This is a genomic window from Marinobacter sp. LM1, assembly GCF_042763285.1.
In the GTDB taxonomy this organism is placed as follows: Bacteria; Pseudomonadota; Gammaproteobacteria; order Pseudomonadales; family Oleiphilaceae; genus Marinobacter; species Marinobacter nauticus.
The window spans coordinates 3,426,724-3,442,026 of record NZ_CP114373.1 but is presented as its reverse complement, the minus strand read 5'-3'; the positions used below and the strand labels follow the sequence as shown (position 1 = coordinate 3,442,026).

General features: G+C 58.0%; 15 protein-coding genes. 6 read left to right on the top strand and 9 right to left on the bottom strand.

Annotated elements, in window-relative coordinates; translation table 11 throughout:
* Positions 1–163: 163 nt before the first annotated feature.
* Positions 164–679 carry an SRPBCC family protein gene (locus OZ656_RS16165; protein WP_199452502.1) on the top strand — a complete coding sequence of 172 codons (516 nt, stop codon included), beginning with the start codon at positions 164–166 and terminating at the stop codon, positions 677–679.
* Positions 680–751: 72 nt separating this feature from the next.
* Here OZ656_RS16165 and OZ656_RS16160 read toward each other — a convergent pair whose 3' ends face one another.
* A complete protein-coding gene (locus OZ656_RS16160) occupies positions 752–1,936 on the bottom strand; it encodes an NnrS family protein (protein WP_011786587.1) in 1,185 nt (394 codons plus the stop codon).
* Positions 1,937–2,059: 123 nt separating this feature from the next.
* On the opposite strand from OZ656_RS16160, the gene OZ656_RS16155 reads away from it, so the two are divergent.
* Positions 2,060–2,431 (top strand): SirB2 family protein, encoded by a 372-nt coding sequence (locus OZ656_RS16155; protein WP_199452501.1) that lies wholly within the window; start codon positions 2,060–2,062, stop codon positions 2,429–2,431.
* A 1-nt stretch (position 2,432) separates the two neighbouring features.
* Here OZ656_RS16155 and OZ656_RS16150 read toward each other — a convergent pair whose 3' ends face one another.
* The 3 genes from OZ656_RS16150 to OZ656_RS16140 all read right to left on the bottom strand — a co-directional run bounded on the left by OZ656_RS16150 (position 2,433) and on the right by OZ656_RS16140 (position 5,237).
* Positions 2,433–3,254, bottom strand: a complete 822-nt coding sequence (locus OZ656_RS16150; RefSeq protein ID WP_014422504.1) for an ion transporter — start codon at positions 3,252–3,254, stop codon at positions 2,433–2,435.
* 77 nt (positions 3,255–3,331) lie between these two features.
* Entirely contained in the window at positions 3,332–3,790 is a 459-nt protein-coding gene (locus OZ656_RS16145; protein ID WP_011786584.1) for an EVE domain-containing protein, read from the bottom strand.
* Between the two features lie 88 nt (positions 3,791–3,878).
* Complete coding sequence (locus OZ656_RS16140) at positions 3,879–5,237, bottom strand: nitrate/nitrite transporter (RefSeq protein ID WP_199452500.1); 1,359 nt, start codon at positions 5,235–5,237, stop codon at positions 3,879–3,881.
* Between the two features lie 271 nt (positions 5,238–5,508).
* On the opposite strand from OZ656_RS16140, the gene OZ656_RS16135 reads away from it, so the two are divergent.
* The 3 genes from OZ656_RS16135 (at position 5,509) to OZ656_RS16125 (ending at position 8,251) form a co-directional block, all read left to right on the top strand.
* Complete coding sequence (locus tag OZ656_RS16135) at positions 5,509–5,970, top strand: universal stress protein (RefSeq protein WP_199452499.1); 462 nt, start codon at positions 5,509–5,511, stop codon at positions 5,968–5,970.
* Between the two features lie 46 nt (positions 5,971–6,016).
* Positions 6,017–7,522, top strand: a complete 1,506-nt coding sequence (locus OZ656_RS16130) for an MFS transporter (protein WP_153741695.1) — start codon at positions 6,017–6,019, stop codon at positions 7,520–7,522.
* 102 nt (positions 7,523–7,624) lie between these two features.
* On the top strand, positions 7,625–8,251 hold the full coding sequence (locus tag OZ656_RS16125) for an ankyrin repeat domain-containing protein (RefSeq protein WP_278350469.1): 627 nt from the start codon (positions 7,625–7,627) through the stop codon (positions 8,249–8,251).
* A gap of 82 nt (positions 8,252–8,333) precedes the next feature.
* Here OZ656_RS16125 and OZ656_RS16120 read toward each other — a convergent pair whose 3' ends face one another.
* From OZ656_RS16120 to OZ656_RS16110, 3 genes are all read right to left on the bottom strand, one after another.
* Positions 8,334–9,926, bottom strand: a complete 1,593-nt coding sequence (locus tag OZ656_RS16120; RefSeq protein WP_023008612.1) for an antiporter — start codon at positions 9,924–9,926, stop codon at positions 8,334–8,336.
* A 256-nt stretch (positions 9,927–10,182) separates the two neighbouring features.
* On the bottom strand, positions 10,183–11,334 hold the full coding sequence (locus tag OZ656_RS16115; RefSeq protein ID WP_227548879.1) for an NnrS family protein: 1,152 nt from the start codon (positions 11,332–11,334) through the stop codon (positions 10,183–10,185).
* A 95-nt stretch (positions 11,335–11,429) separates the two neighbouring features.
* Positions 11,430–12,089, bottom strand: a complete 660-nt coding sequence (locus tag OZ656_RS16110) for a hemolysin III family protein (protein ID WP_041655039.1) — start codon at positions 12,087–12,089, stop codon at positions 11,430–11,432.
* Between the two features lie 208 nt (positions 12,090–12,297).
* On the opposite strand from OZ656_RS16110, the gene wrbA reads away from it, so the two are divergent.
* On the top strand, positions 12,298–12,897 hold the full coding sequence (wrbA, locus tag OZ656_RS16105; protein ID WP_014422496.1) for an NAD(P)H:quinone oxidoreductase: 600 nt from the start codon (positions 12,298–12,300) through the stop codon (positions 12,895–12,897).
* A 54-nt stretch (positions 12,898–12,951) separates the two neighbouring features.
* Here wrbA and OZ656_RS16100 read toward each other — a convergent pair whose 3' ends face one another.
* Positions 12,952–13,665, bottom strand: a complete 714-nt coding sequence (locus OZ656_RS16100) for a Crp/Fnr family transcriptional regulator (protein WP_278350468.1) — start codon at positions 13,663–13,665, stop codon at positions 12,952–12,954.
* 102 nt (positions 13,666–13,767) lie between these two features.
* Positions 13,768–15,282 carry a cytochrome D1 domain-containing protein gene (locus OZ656_RS16095; protein ID WP_278350467.1) on the bottom strand — a complete coding sequence of 505 codons (1,515 nt, stop codon included), beginning with the start codon at positions 15,280–15,282 and terminating at the stop codon, positions 13,768–13,770.
* Positions 15,283–15,303: the final 21 nt, after the last annotated feature.

Below are 15,303 nucleotides of genomic sequence, written 5' to 3'. Positions count from 1 at the left end.
TTAGCGCCTGTTCTGGGAACGGCTATTGACCTTTAGTGGATGATTGCCGCCCAGAAGTTCCCCGGACCCGCAGCCAGAGCCGGTTGATGGTCATCAAGGCCAAGTTTTGTCCGGTTTGATACTTTCGTCGAATCTGTGAAGTTCGCCATATTTGGGAGGGCCTATGTCTGCAGATGAGGAATTCATCGATGGACAAATCCGGTTCGAGGCGGGCCGGGTATTGGTACACCTGGAACGGTTGCTGGAACATCCTCCGGAGGCTGTCTGGAATATGCTGACCGATTCGGTGCATTTGGCCAACTGGTTGGCTGCCGGGTCTCTGGAGGCTCGTGAAGGTGGCCGGGTTCAGCTGGATTTTGGCAACAGTGGCATGCCCATCGACTGTACCATTACCGCCTGCCGGCCTCACCGGCTGTTGTCCTACTCCTGGAGTTCCGGAGATGCCCCTGAGCGGCCGCTGACCTGGGAATTACTGCGGGAAGGAGTCTGTACCCGGCTTTGCCTGACGCTGTCGTTGCCGGACGATGAGGTGGTGCCTATTGCCTGCGCCGGTTGGGATGCCCATCTGGAAATGCTGATGGCAGCACTGGAGGGCATCAGCATTCACTTTCCGGCAGCCCGGTTCCGTGCGGCCCGATCCCATTTTGAAAAGCTGCTGAAAGAGAAAATGGCGGCCTGAAGTCCTGCCGCCGAAAACAGAAAGGCCGGCTCGGTTACGCCCCGAGCCGGCCTTTTCGTATCTGGCACTGGATCAGCCTTCGCGCCCGTCTGGCCGGGGGCTGGCCAGAATGCCGGTGTAACGCACCAGGAACAGGCCATAGGCCAGCATCCACAGCAGGGTGCTGGTGCCAATGCCGGGGTGCCAGGGAATCAGGTTGAAGGCGGTCAATACCCGAATAACCGCAGCGAGCTGGATGGCCACGAACGCCAGGACCATGCCCTTTGGCAGCACCAGCGGGCGGCCGGTGTGGCCCAGTGACACGCGAGCAATCACGCCCAGAATCAGGCAGGCGATGGCGCCGGTACCGGCGGCATGGCTCCAGGCATTGGTTGGCCATCCGGCCACCAAAGAGCCTGCCAGCAGAATCAGTGCAACCGGCACCCAGAGAATGGACAGGTGCAGAATCCAGAGCAAGGGATCTTTGCGCACCAGCCAGCCTTTCCAGTTATACAGGCGCACCAGCATCAACGATGCAGCAACCACCGCAATGACGGCGGTGACGGTTTGCCAGCCCGTCACCAGGGATGCCATCAGCAGGATCATGGAGAACAGTGCCGCCATATCCAGTGCCGGAATCATCCTGACTGCCTCGGCATTGCCGCCACGCTGGCGAAGCCATCCGGCTGAGAACGCAGGGGTAATCCGGCCTCCGATGATGCTGATCAGCGCCATGGCCATGATCAGTGCTCCGTAGCTGAACGCCATATTCAGGCGGGTAACAAAGCCGATCTGCATCAGCCAGAGCAGCCCGAGGACAAGCAGAATCATCAGCTGCCGCTTCTGGCGGGCTTTCCACACTCGCCAGCCGGCATCGATCATCACCAGGGGCAGGAACGCCAGATTTACGCCCTGTACCAGCCAGTCCGGCAGGTTGCCACCAAAGGCCAGCAACAGGCGACCGGCCAGCCAAACGCTCCAGAGACCTGCAAGCAGTGCACCGTGGGTTCGGTTGGTCTGGGTCCAGACGCACACGGCGGTGAGCAGAAAGCCTGCGATGGCGGCAGACAAAAATCCGAACAGCATTTCATGCTGGTGCCAGAACAGGGCGGGCAGGGCCAGTGGCAGTTGAACCACGCCGGTGACTTCCAGGACCCATACCGGGATGGCAACAATGGCCAGTACCGTCATGGAAAGGAAAAAAATCCGGAAAGGATAGGAAAAGAGTTGGCTGAGGCTGGCAGACGCCCGTTCAGGGGAAGTCGGTATGGCCTGCATAGATGTCTCCCATATACATGTATTCTGGGTATATGTTAAACCTTCGCGCCTGTATTAACCATACCTGCTTGGGGGTAGTTTGCGTACAATGGCCGCAACCCGTTTGTTAACAAAGGAACTTCCATGACGTCGTACATTATCCTGAAGCACCTGCACATGACCACCGCCTACCTAACCATCACGCTGTTTGCCCTGCGGCTACTGCTTGATGCGGTCGGGCGACCAGGCTGGCGCCAGACGCCGCTACGGTTCATTCCCCACATCAATGACACCATCCTTCTGGTCGCGGCCATTGCGCTGGTGTTTGTGGCCGGTTATGCCTCTGCCATGCCCGGTTGGCTGATCACCAAGATCGTGTTGTTGTTCGGTTACATCATTGCCGGGGTGTTTGCGCTGAAAACCACTGTGGGCAAGCCCGCACGCATTGTGGCGGCGGTACTTGCCCTGGTGCAGGTGACGGCTATTTTCCATCTGGCCATGGCCAAGCCATTCTGAATCAGCGTTTCTCGCTGACCTGCTTCGTCAGTTCCTGCAGCTGTTCCTGTACAGCCCGGAGCTGACGGGCAATCTCATCCCGCTCATCGTGGGCCTTCTGGGCCTGTTTGGCGTTCTGCTCCTCGCTCATTACCTCCAGTATCGCCCCGATCATCATGTTCAGGAACACAAAGGCCGTCAGGAAGATAAAGGTCAGGTAGTACAACCAGCTCATGGGATAGTCTTCCATGGTGGCATACATCACGTCGGTCCAGTCCTCAAAGGTGGCAACCCGGAACAGTGTGAGCATGGCGATGGCGACATCGCCCCAGAGTGTTTCGTCAACGCTGGCGAAGAACATGGAGCCCATGGCAGCGTAGATGTAGAAGATGATGAACATCAGCAGGGCAATGTAGCCCATGCGCGGAATAGCTTTCAGTAACGAGTTGATCAGAAAGCGCAGCTCGGGCACCACTGATACCAGTCGAAGCACCCGGAATACGCGCAGTAACCGGCCCAGCAATACCGCCTCGGAATTGTCCAGAGGGATCAGGCTGCCGATCACCACGATGGTGTCGAACAGGTTCCAGCCATCCATGAGAAAGCGGCGTTTGAGTGGGCAGGCGGCGAACCGGAACAGGATTTCCACCAGAAAGAACAGGGTGATGGCGTTGTCCATCACCGACAGGCTCTGTTCCACCAATGGTGGCAGATCATAGGTTTTGGCGCCGATGGTCAGGGCAGACAGAATGATGATGGCGATAACAACAGTCTGGAACACCTTGCTCGATTCAATGCGCTTGAGCTGGGCAAAGCTGCTGGCGGGATTCATGTCCATGGACATCTCGACGGCTCCGGGAGAATTGAAACGCGGCAATTCTAAAGCTACGGAGCCGGTGGTGGTAGGCCTGTGATCTGAGTTTAATCGACCAGGTGGAGGATTTGCTGCCACTCGGCATCGCTGACCGGCATGACCGAGAGTCGGCTGCCTCTGCGTACCAGAGCCAGTTCACTGAGCTCTGGCATGGCTTTGAGTGAGTCCAGGGGGATCAACGCCGGCAATTTCCGTTCAAACTGCAGGTCGACCGCTTGCCAGCGAGGTTTTTCTGCGGTGCTTTTCGGGTCGTAGTAGGGAGACTCCGGGTTGAACTGGCTTGGGTCCGGGTAGGCGGATTTCACTACGCGAACAATACCGGCAATGCCTATGCGCTTGCAGCTGGAGTGATAGATAAAGACGAGATCTCCCTCCTGCATCTGCGCCAGGAAGTTGCGGGCCTGGTAATTGCGCACACCATCCCAGGGAATAACACCCTCAGGCTGACGGGCAAAATCATCAATGCCGCATTCAGAGGGTTCGGTTTTAACCAGCCATTTTGCCACCAGCGGGACTCCACTCGATCATTGTCGGGCCAGTATACAAAAAAGCCCCGCAGGCGGGGCATAAAGCACGAAACGGTGGCCGGGGCATTTACCCGTGTTGGTCGGAGTTCCGCATGGCGGCATCTGCTACCGGATGACGGTTCATGGGATAGAACAGCTGCGGGGAGGCCAGTTCCGGCAGATCGGTCTGCTCGGTCTGGGCCGCCCATTCCACCCGTTCCGCTTTGCGGATGGCGTAGTGCATCCAGGCCAGGGCTGCTGCCACAATGGCGAACATCAGCATGAAGCAGCTTTGCCAGATGCCGGTTATGTCGTTCAGCACACCAAAGGTGAGTGGCAGGATGAAACCACCGATGCCCCCGATCATTCCTACCACGCCGCCGACGGCCCCCACATGCATCGGGTAGTACACCGGAATGTGTTTGTAGACGGCCGCCTTACCGAGCGACATGAAAAAACCGAGGATAAAGGTGAGCACCACGAACATGGGCAGGCTCATGGCCAGCGTGAAATTGATATCTCCCTCGATGCCATGCACCACATAGCGGGTGGGCGGATAACTGAGTAGGAAGGTACAGACTACCGAGGCAATGAATGTCCAGTACATCACTCGTCGGGCGCCGAAGCGGTCCGACAGCCAGCCCCCGAGGACGCGGAACAGGGATGCCGGGATGGTATAGAGCGCGGCGATCATGCCGGCGGTTTTGATGTCCAGGCCATAAACGCCGATCAGGTAATGGGGAAGCCAGAGCGCCAGGGCAACAAAGGCGCCGAACACAAAAAAATAGTACAGGGCAAAGCGCCACACCCGAAGTTCCCGGAGCGGTGCCATCTGTTCGGCAAACGATTTCTGTTCGGCGCTGCGGCGTTGTTCGGCCAGCGGGTCGGTTTTTGCCAGTAACAGGAAGGCAATGCCCATGATGGCCAGCACCGTGGCGTATATCTGCGCGGTTTTCTCCCAGCCGAAGGCCACCAACAGAAACGGGGCGCCGAAGTTGGTCACGGCAGAACCGACGTTGCCGGCGCCGAAAATCCCCAGTGCGGTGCCCTGTTTAGCCGGTTCAAACCAGGCTGCGGTATAGGCCACCCCGACTATGAAAGCGCCGCCCGCCAGGCCCACTCCGAGGGCCCCGACCAGCATCATGGCGTAGGTCGTAGCAAAGGTCAGCAGGTAAACACAGGCCGCGGTGGTCAGCATCAGGATGCCGAACACCCAGCGCCCGCCATAACGGTCGGTCCAGATGCCCAGGAATAAACGGCTGATGGAGCCGGTAAGAATCGGCGTGGCCATCAGCAATCCCAGCTGGGTGTCGGACAGCGCCAGCTCTTCACTGATGCGAATGCCGATGATGGAAAAGATGGTCCAGACGGCAAAACACAGGGTGAAGGCGAAGGTCGAAAGGCCCAGCGCCCGATATTGCTGAGCTTTGGCGGGCATGCTCGTCATGGTCTCTCCTGGCCGGAAAATACTCCTCTGAAACCATACCAAAAAGCCGAATTTTCGGGCCGGCGCATTGGAGGTACCTCCTGCTGGGTGCAAAGGGGGTAGGTCAATGGTCACTATCCCGGGAAAGGTGATATTCCGGGGCTTTCTCTGGTGGGGTACGTGGGTTCAGGCTTGATCAAGATCAATTATGGCGGCTGGGTGCTATGGGGTAATGCTGACCGATATCAACTCGAATGCCTCCGTCTTGGGGGTGTGATACCGGGAGAGCCACATGAACATCATGATTGCCTACGACGGTTCCCGAAACGCGAAACTGGCGCTGGCCCAGACCATCACCATGTTTCGGCGGCTGGAGCCAAAAATCACGCTGGTTGCGGTGGCAGAAAACCCACGCGACATCACCTCCGGCAATGAAGACCTGTTTCAGGAAGAAGTTGGCGAGCTGAAACAGCATCTGAAAGAAGCTCTGGAACTGTGCGAAAGCGAGCAGGTGAGTGCCGAGAGCCTGATGCTGGAAGGCGACGCCCGCAAGAGCCTGCTGTTCGCCGCCGAGAAAAAGGTACGGCCAGACATGCTGGTCATCGCCCGCCACAGTCATGAGCCTGACGGCGGCTTCATTGCCCGATCATTGACCTATTTCGTGGACGAACTGGATTACATGACGTTTGGCAGCGTCAGCTCCTTCCTGGCTCGCCGGATCCAGTGCCCACTTCTGATTCTGCCCAGCCTTTGATGGCCGGGATTACCTGTTTCCATTGTCTTAGCCCCGGGAGGCTGAAATGAAAGTCGCTGACGTATTCCGCGTCCGCAATCCTGAAATCAGGGCACTACACCTGACCTGGATTGCCTTCTTTATTACATTCTATGTCTGGTTCAACATGGCGCCACTGGCGTCCAGCATGCTCAAAAGCGTGGACTGGCTGACCAAGGACGACCTGCGCCTGTTTGCCATCTGTAACGTGGCGCTGACGATTCCCGCCCGCATTATCGTGGGTATGGCGCTGGACCGCTTCGGTCCACGTAGGGTGTTTTCGGTGTTGATGGTGGTGATGGCCATACCGGCGCTGGTGTTTGCTTTTGGTAACACCATGGCTCAGTTGCTGGTCAGCCGCCTGGTACTGAGCTCCATTGGTGCCAGCTTTGTGGTTGGTATTCATATGACGGCCATGTGGTTCAAACCCAAGGACATTGGCTTTGCAGAAGGCTTTTATGCGGGCTGGGGCAACTTTGGTTCTGCGGCGGCTGCCATGTCACTGCCGACCATTGCCATTACCATGTACGGCGGTGAAGACGGCTGGCGCTGGGCCATCGCCCAGAGTGCCATCGTGATGGCGGCCTACGGCGTCTACTACTGGTTCGCGATTACCGACGGCCCTGCTGGTACCGTGCATCGTAAACCCCGTAAGGCCGTGGCACTGGAAGTCAGCACCTGGGGTGATATGGTCAAGCTGATCCTGTGGACCATTCCTTTGGTCGGGGTATTGGCTATTCTGGTGTGGCGTATCCAGAACATGGGGTACCTGTCTGCCACCGGGGCTGCTATCTGTTACGCGGTGATCTTCGCCATTGTCTGCTATCAGATTGTTCAGATACTGCGGGTAAACGTCCCCATCCTGAAGAAAGGCGTGCCTGAGGACGACAAATACCCGTTCAACAGTGTGGCTGCCCTGAACAGCACCTACTTCGCTAACTTTGGCGCGGAACTCGCTGTGGTCTCCATGCTGCCAATGTTCTTCGAAGAGACCTGGAGTCTGAGCGCAACGGCAGCCGGGCTGATTGCGGCATCTTTCGCCTTCGTGAACCTGATGGCCCGTCCGATGGGCGGCCTGGTATCTGACCGCATGGGGAACCGCCGTTTCGTGATGCTCAGCTACATGTTCGGTATTGCGGTAGGATTCGGTCTTATGGGGCTACTGAATTCCAACTGGCCGTTGATTGTGGCAGTGGCGATCACTGTGTTCACGTCCTTCTTCGTACAGGGTGCAGAAGGCGCCACCTTTGGCATCATCCCCTCTATCAAGCGTCGCCTGACCGGCCAGATATCTGGTATGGCTGGTGCCTATGGCAACGTCGGTGCGGTGGTCTACCTGACCATCTTCACTTTTGTCACCCCGACCCAGTTCTTCTTCATCATCGCCGCTGGAGCCTTTGTTAGCTGGATACTGTGCATTATGTGGCTGAAGGAACCCGAGAGCGGCTTCTCTGAGGAATACCACGTGTCTTCTGTCGATCTGCAGATCGAAGAAGAGGAGCGCCACCGGTTGGCGGGCCAGACAGCACGGTAAAAACGTTCCCTTTACAACGGGAGCTGTGACAACCCGCCGCGGAGCAATCCCGGCGGGTTTTTTGTATGCTCGGAGGAAAGTGGTCGCAACAGGAGAGAGGTCATGGGGTTCTGGGAACGCTGGTCCGGGCTGATGGGGGCGATGTTGGCGCTGGCCCTGTTACTCGGATTCTGGCAGCTCCTGGGCGAAGGCGAGGATCTGGAAGCCCGTGATAGCAGGGGTAGAACTCCCCTGATTGTGGCGGCGGAAGAGGGCGAGACTGACCGGGTTGCCGAGCTGGTCGAGCGTGGGGCCCGGGTTGACGCAGGGGACGACTGCAAGTGGACGGCCATGATGAGGGCTGCCTCCCGTGGTCATACGGATATTCTTGCCTTCTTGCTGGATCATGGCGCGGATATAAACCATACGGAAAAAACCGGCTATACGGCTCTGATGGGGGCGGTGATTGCCAGCCGTCCGGAGGCTGTACGCCTGCTACTGACCAGAGGTGCCGATCCTGACATCCGGGAATACGAAAACGGGCAGACTGCGCTGATGATGGCTGTGCGCAACCGCAATCCGGAACTGGTTCGGTTGCTGCTCTCTGCCGGGGCAGATCCGGAGCTGGTTAATAAATCGGGCAAGAGCGCCAGGGATCTGGCGCTGGAGGCAAGTGCCGGGGAGGGGGAGCCCATGCAGCAGGTGCTCACTGCTCTGGGTTGTGAGCCCGAAGCCGCGGAGAAACGCTGATCATTGGTCGTTCCCTGCCGCCATAAAAAAGCCGGCCCTTGTGGGGCCGGCGAGCAGAGGTCTAACGCTTGGATTCTTGCTGTTACGGATTCTTGATGTAGGCGTTCTTGCGCAGGTAGAACCACCAGTTAACCACCAGACACACCGCATAGAACACTGCGAACCCGTACATGGCCACTTCTGGCGTGCCGGCCTGGATCTCCTGGCCCATCACGCGAGGGGCGATGAAGGCGCCGTAAGCGGCGATTGCTGAGGTCCAGCCCAGTACCGGGCCCTTCTGCTGCTGGTTGAAGATAAAACCAATGCTGCGGAAGGTGGAGCCATTGCCAATACCGCTGGCGGCGAACATCACAATGAACAGGATCAGGAACAGGGCAAAATAGCTGTTCGGATCAGTTGAGTTGTAGGCCAGCATCATCACGTAGCCGGTGGCGACCGAAGCGACAACCATCACCACCGAGATGATCTGGGTAACGATGGAACCGCCCATCTTGTCGGAAATCCAGCCGCCGACCGGACGAATCAGGGCGCCAACGAACGGCCCCATCCAGGCCCAGGTCAGAGCGCTGGGCGCCTCCGGATTGACTACACGAGTCATGGTACCGTCGGCGCCTACTTCCATCATGTTGCCGAAGATGACGCTGATGGACAGCGGCAGGGCGGCAGAAAAGCCGATGAAAGAACCGAAAGTCAGAATGTAAAGCACGGTCATGGACCAGGTGTGCTTGTTGCTGAAAATGGCAAACTGGTTCTTGATGTTGGGCTTGATGTCACCGGGGATCAGTCTGAGCAGCACCACGGTCAGCACAATGGTGATGGGCAGGGCCAGCCACATATTCATGACTGACAGGGCCCAGACGCCGGCAATAGAGGTCAGCAGGCCAACGCCATAGAGACCAAGAATCTTACCGAAGGCAGATATCGGGCTGCCGGGATTTGGAGTCACCACCTTGAGGTTGTTCATGCCGAACCAGCCCGCGAAGGCCAGCGGAATCAGAAAGACCAGCCAGATGAAGCCGGCGTTCTGGATCCAGGTGTCGGTGCCGGCCTCAATACGGCCGATCAGGGTGCCGCTGGGGCTTTGCAGTTGCATGGGGTCACCGGCAAGAGCGCCGAACACGCCGACGGTCATTACCAGTGGAATCAGAATTTGCATGGTGGTCACGCCGAAGTTACCCAGGCCGGCGTTCATGCCCAGACCGTAACCCTGTTTGCTCTTCGGATAGAATGCACTGATGTTGCTCATGGAGCAGGCAAAGTTACCGCCGCCAATACCGGACAGCAGTGCCAGCGCCTGGAACACGATGAACGGTGTATCCGGGTTCATCAGGGCGACACCGGTGCCTAAGGCCGGGATCATCAGCAAGGCCGTGGTCAGAAAAACGGTGTTGCGACCGCCGGCAATCTTGATCATGAACGAGGCCGGAATTCGCAGGGTGGCGCCAGACAAACCGGCAATGGCAGTCAGCGTGAACAGCTGTTCAACGGTGAAAGAAAAACCCAGGTTTTTCATCTGGGTGGTGATCATTCCCCACATCAGCCAGATGGCGAATCCCATCAGCAGGCTGGGGATGGAAATCCACAGGTTGCGGGAGGCGACTTTCTTGCCCTCCCGCTCCCAGAACTCCTCACTTTCGACATCCCAGTGTTCAATGTCAGCGTTGGTTTTTGCCATGGTTAAGCTCCTCGTTTCTTTGACCCGGAGCCACCGGAATCAGTGGCTGTCACGGCGTTGGAGTCATTTTGCAAACGAGGTGGGTATTTCATTCCTGATAAATATCAAGGAAGGTTGTCAGCAAGGTGATCTCGCAATCCGGCTTTCTTTTCGAAAGGCGCGGCCTGCTTTAAAGTCCTTTTAAAACATAAGTTTATGTTGGTGGTATGCCGTAGGTAGTAGTTGCTTTTCGAGTTGGCGCAGTAGAGGTAGCCAATCATTTCCGGTGGCTATGGCGGGCCGTGCCGGGTTTTTGCGCAAGCGGATATAGGGCCATGACCTGACCGGCGACGCCTGCAAAGGTCAGAGCCCAGCAGCCGGAAGAGAACCATAGAAGTTCAGGTTGGGAGTAGGGCGTGGCCCCCGCCAGGTAGCGGCTTATGGTGGCGGCTGCCACCAGTATCGCGATGGCGGTAACCTGCCATGCTGGCGGAAATGTCCGGCGTGCCCGCTGCCAGGCCAGTCGAAGCATCACGCTCCCCGAGAGTGTCCCCAGCGCTCCGACAACAATCAGGTGCAGCGCGGGAAGAACCGGCCGTTCGGTCAGCAGGTGAGTGCCTGCGAACGCCGAGCCGATGGCCAGCCACAGATAGCCAAGGGCCAGCACCAGCAGGTCGGGCCGGTTACTGCAGTGCCAGAGCTTCCAGCGGACAATCCGGGTAACGACAAGTGCGCTGGCGGCGAGAAGAAGAGCGCCGGCCAGTTGTTCGGTGGCACTGAACAGCATCAATGCCATGGCGATCGGCAGGACGACCAGCAGCGCTCCTTCTATGTGGGGTTGTACCCGAGCTTCCAGGGGGACGCCCCGTTTCTCCAGAGACCCGGCCACGGCCGGTACAATAATCCTTCCGCCCATAAACGTCATCAGTAGTAGCAGGCCCAGGATGGTGGTTTGTAGCAGTCGGCGGGTGTCCGGCAACGGCAGGCCGGTTTCTGTCAGAAAGTAGATCAAAGCCATCAGGCATAGTACGAGAATCAGCGGGCCGGCAATTTTGTTGCGCCATTTCTTGGCCGCCTGAAACCGCGGCACTACGTGCCATGCCAGCAGCAATGCAAAAGCCGGGCTGAGTAACTGTGCGAAGAGCGTTTCGGGTGCCAGCAGCCAGGCAAGCCGGGCCGCTAACCAGAGCCCAAAGAGCAGAACGAGGGCGCGTCGGGGTTGCGGCCCCAGTGTGTAACCGGCGATCAATGCCAGTGCGAAACCAAAAATCAGCTCATGGCCATGGCCAGCACCAATCAGCCCCGGGGGCCACCCATAGCCGGATAGCGCTGCGTAGATGGACAATGGAACCACAGTAGCGGCCCAGAGTGAGGCCGCCGGGAAAAACAGCCAAAAGCTGTGCATATTGGGTTGTGTTGAGCGTGCCACAATGTCATCCGGAGTAATGAGTCGACTGAGGCGGAGTGTCAACGTTGGACGGGTTGTGGTCAATGCTTTGCTAACGGCGCGTGACGGCCGCGCCCTCAGACGGAGTGAGGAAGAACCCCGTAATAGATAGCGCTGAAATGGCAGGCACTACCGCCAATGACGAACAGGTGCCACACCGCGTGCATGTAAGGGATGCGATCGGCGAGGTAAAAGGCCACACCGGCGGTATAGACAATGCCGCCAGCGATGGTCAGTTGCAGAGCCGTCTCACTGAGGTTGGCCACCAGGTCGGATGACGCGAAGGTGATCAGCCAGCCCATCGCGATGTAGATGCCTACCCGTGCCAGCTTGAAGCGGTTTTTGAAGATCACCTTCAGTACCACGCCGGTCAGCGCCAGGGACCAGATGACGGCAAACAGGGTCCAGCCGGTGGTGCCACGCATGTTGATCAGCAGAAAGGGTGTGTAGGTACCGGCAATCAGCAGGAAAATGGCGCAGTGATCCAGGGTCTTGAAGGCCGTTTTCAGGCGCGGATGGCGGGCGCCGTGGTAGAGCGCGGACGCCATGTACAACAGAATCAGTGAGGCACCGAATACGCTGAAACTGACAATCTTCCAGACATCCCCCAGTTGGCTGGCGCCTGCGATCAGGGCGACCGTCCCTACCACACTCAGCAGGGCTCCAATACCGTGGGTGGCGCTGTTAATCCACTCTTCTATCCTGTGATGAACGGAATCTGGCTGGCTGTGCGTCATGGTTTGGATAATTGCCTTATGGGGAAATTGCGATTCAACGAAAGTATAGGGTATTTCAGCGTACAAGTGTACGCAAATCGTGGCCCATGAACATTCTGTGACTTCGTTCAGAAAAACTGAAAGACCTGCCGGAAAACTTCCGTTTTTGTCTTGCCGACAGAGCAGTTAGGCTTTGAATCATTGAACGCACACACAGGAGATTGTTGCGATGGCGAAAATTCTTGTTCTTTATTACTCCATGTACGGTCACATCGAGACCATGGCCAATACCGTGGCCGAAGGCGCTCGCGGTGTGAATGGGGCCGATGTTGTTGTCAAGCGTGTTCCGGAGACCATGGCCGATGAAGCCTTTTTGAATGCCGGTGGCAAGGCCGATCAGGGTGCCCCGGTGGCGGACCCGAAAGAACTGGCAGACTACGACGCCATTATCTTCGGTACCCCGACACGCTTCGGCAACATGGCCGGCCAGATGCGTACGTTCCTGGACCAGACCGGTGGCCTCTGGGCTGAGGGCAAGCTCCATGGCAAGGTCGGCAGCGTCTTCACCTCCACCGGCACCGGCGGTGGTCAGGAACAGACTATTACCTCCTTCTGGACCACTCTTGCTCATCACGGCATGGTGCTGGTGCCGCTGGGTTACGGCATACCGGAATTCTTCGATATTTCAGAAGTGAACGGCGGCACGCCCTATGGCGCCTCGACCATTGCCGGCGGTGATGGCAGTCGGCAGCCCAGTGAGAAAGAACTGGCCATTGCCCGTTTCCAGGGCAAGCACGTGGCGGAACTGGCGATCAAGCTGCACGGTTAATCGAAGCAGGACCTTAACTCAGGTATTGGCGGCGGACGAAGTTCCGCCGCTTTTTTATGGGTTCTTGCTCTGGTTGGCAAAGGCGGTCTTGAGGCGGGAGAAGGTGGCGGGCACCACACCCAGCCAGGAAGCGAGCTGGTTGTCCGGCACCCGCTTGACCAACTCCGGATATTCCTCCAGCAGCAGCTGGTAGCGTTCCCGGGCCGACATGGTGTGTTTTCGGTATTCCCGCATGCTGGTCAGTTCTGCGATTTCCTCTGTCAGTACCAGGGCAAACTTGTGCCATTGGCCATCGCCGTAGCTTTGAATGGCCGAACGGAACGCCGCAAAATCAGCTACCCACAGGGTGGCAGGCAGAACACTGGTCAGGCATAAGGTATTGCGAACCGTGCGGCTGCGACCAAAGACCGGCCAGATCAGGTCACCCTCTGAAAAGAAATGATGGACGGCGACCTTGCCGGCCGGGGATTCCCGGAACAATCGGAGGATGCCGTACTGAACCAGATAGACATTGCCCCAGGGACGGTCGTGTTTTTCCAGCGGGGTTTCCGGATCAACCCGTTGTTGCTGAAACAGGCTGGCGAGATGACTGAGAAACCGGGCCTCCGGATTGTCCTGGTTTTCGTTCAGGCAGATTCCGAAGGCGTGGCTCAGGCCATTCAGGAGTGCCACTTCGGCGGGTGCGACACTGTAGTGCATCAGATCATCACTGTCGCTACCCAGCAGGCATGGTGCGGAGGCCACGGGCGGCCTGAAACTGCTGTTCATATCTTGACCCCGGCTGCATTAGCTTAGGTCAATTATCCTACCATGAAAGCTACATTCGAAATGACTTAAACCATTAAGCCTATGTTACTCAGTCGATAAGGGTCAGTGGCTGGTGCCTTCCTCGTAGTTGATCTTGTTCCAGACGTTGTACTTGCCGGACGGCTTGTTCATCGGAATGCGTTTTTCCTCTTCCAGGGTGTCTGCGTCATAGACAATGATGGCGCCATCATCATCCCAGATGCTCAGCAGCAGCTTCTCGCCATGGCGGTCGAATTCCACGTGCGCGGCCACTTTTCCCGGCTCCGGCTGAAGCGTTTTGACGATCTCCAGGGTCTGCTTGTCGATAATGTGCACCTTGTCAGCGTTGGGGCCGAAGAACACATCTGCCCAGGCGTAACGGGAATTTTCGTGACTGCGCATGAAAAAACCGGGACCTTCGGTTTTCAGAGTCTTGATCACTTCCCAGGTGTCCATGTCGATAATGGAGATGGCGCCGGCCCGGAAGTGGGGAGTGGCCATGACCCGGCGGCCCTCATACTCCCAGGTAATGCCGGATCCGAGGTGAGGCATGCCAGGCAGCGGTAGTTCGGCGGTGGTTTTACCGGTATCCAGGTCGATTACCACGCCGTGCGTGCCGTCGCGGGCGGCGCCGATCAGGTGCTGGTAGCCCGGGTCGAAGAAGAAGTCGTCCAGCAGGGTGTCGGTGGCCATTCGGCGCACCTTTGCCTCGCGGTTTTCGACGGTGATTTCCCAGGCTTCGGGAATGTCTTTCAGGGCAGCAATAAAGCTGCTTCTGGGTGGTGCGGCGTAGACGGCGCTTACCCGGGAGCTCTCTCCGGTATCGTTTTCAACGGGGATAAAATTCAGCATCTCCAGATTGGCGGCGTCGAACAGCACCATGGAGTGGGGCAGGTAGTTTGCTGCCAGCACATAGTCGCCGTCAGCGGAAACTGCGATGTTGCGCATGTTGATGCCGGCGCGAACTTCGGCCACCACTTTCAGATTGTAGATATCGTATTTGGTAATCCAGCCATCCCGGGAGCCAAAGTACACATAACGGCCGTCAGGGCTGTATTTGGGGCCGCCGTGCAGGGCGAAGCGGCTGGGGAAGCGGTGGATGGGCTCCATTTTGTCGCCATCGAGCAGGGTGACATGGTGGTCGCCGATTTCCACGACCAGGAACAGGTTCATCAGGTCCGCCTCAAACACCGGCTCATCCGGCAGTGAGCCCTGGGGGTGGCTGACTTCCCGGCTGCTGCGGATTTCCGCCTCGCCCCATTTCAGTTCGTGGCTCGGGGGCTGATAGATGAAATCGGTCAGTTCCGCAATCTGCTGATCGTTAAGGATGGTTTTATAGCCCGCCATCTGCGTGGCTGGCCGCCCCTCCCGGATGACCCGTTCGGCCTCGGCTTTTTTCAGCCGGCCCAGGTTCTCCGGCAGCAGCGCAGGGCCCATACCACCGAGTCTGTCCGGGCCGTGGCAGGCCGCGCATTGCTGCAGGTAGAGGGTCTCTGTGTTCTGGCTGCTGGCCTGTTCGGCCAGGGCCGGGCCTGTGATCAGGGCGCCAGCGATCAGCAGGATGGTGTTCAGGCTTGCTCGGGCTTGGTTCAGGTTCACCAGCTACAGCTCCCGGTTGGT

Coding starts and splice junctions, on each gene's coding strand:
- OZ656_RS16110 (WP_041655039.1), bottom strand. CDS start 12,089: ATGACGCACAGCCAGCCAGATTCCGTTCATCACAGGATAGAAGAGTGG.
- OZ656_RS16125 (WP_278350469.1), top strand. CDS start 7,625: ATGGGGTTCTGGGAACGCTGGTCCGGGCTGATGGGGGCGATGTTGGCG.
- OZ656_RS16135 (WP_199452499.1), top strand. CDS start 5,509: ATGAACATCATGATTGCCTACGACGGTTCCCGAAACGCGAAACTGGCG.
- OZ656_RS16160 (WP_011786587.1), bottom strand. CDS start 1,936: ATGCAGGCCATACCGACTTCCCCTGAACGGGCGTCTGCCAGCCTCAGC.
- OZ656_RS16150 (WP_014422504.1), bottom strand. CDS start 3,254: ATGTCCATGGACATGAATCCCGCCAGCAGCTTTGCCCAGCTCAAGCGC.
- OZ656_RS16120 (WP_023008612.1), bottom strand. CDS start 9,926: ATGGCAAAAACCAACGCTGACATTGAACACTGGGATGTCGAAAGTGAG.
- OZ656_RS16155 (WP_199452501.1), top strand. CDS start 2,060: ATGACGTCGTACATTATCCTGAAGCACCTGCACATGACCACCGCCTAC.
- OZ656_RS16130 (WP_153741695.1), top strand. CDS start 6,017: ATGAAAGTCGCTGACGTATTCCGCGTCCGCAATCCTGAAATCAGGGCA.
- wrbA (WP_014422496.1), top strand. CDS start 12,298: ATGGCGAAAATTCTTGTTCTTTATTACTCCATGTACGGTCACATCGAG.
- OZ656_RS16165 (WP_199452502.1), top strand. CDS start 164: ATGTCTGCAGATGAGGAATTCATCGATGGACAAATCCGGTTCGAGGCG.
- OZ656_RS16100 (WP_278350468.1), bottom strand. CDS start 13,665: ATGAACAGCAGTTTCAGGCCGCCCGTGGCCTCCGCACCATGCCTGCTG.
- OZ656_RS16140 (WP_199452500.1), bottom strand. CDS start 5,237: ATGACGAGCATGCCCGCCAAAGCTCAGCAATATCGGGCGCTGGGCCTT.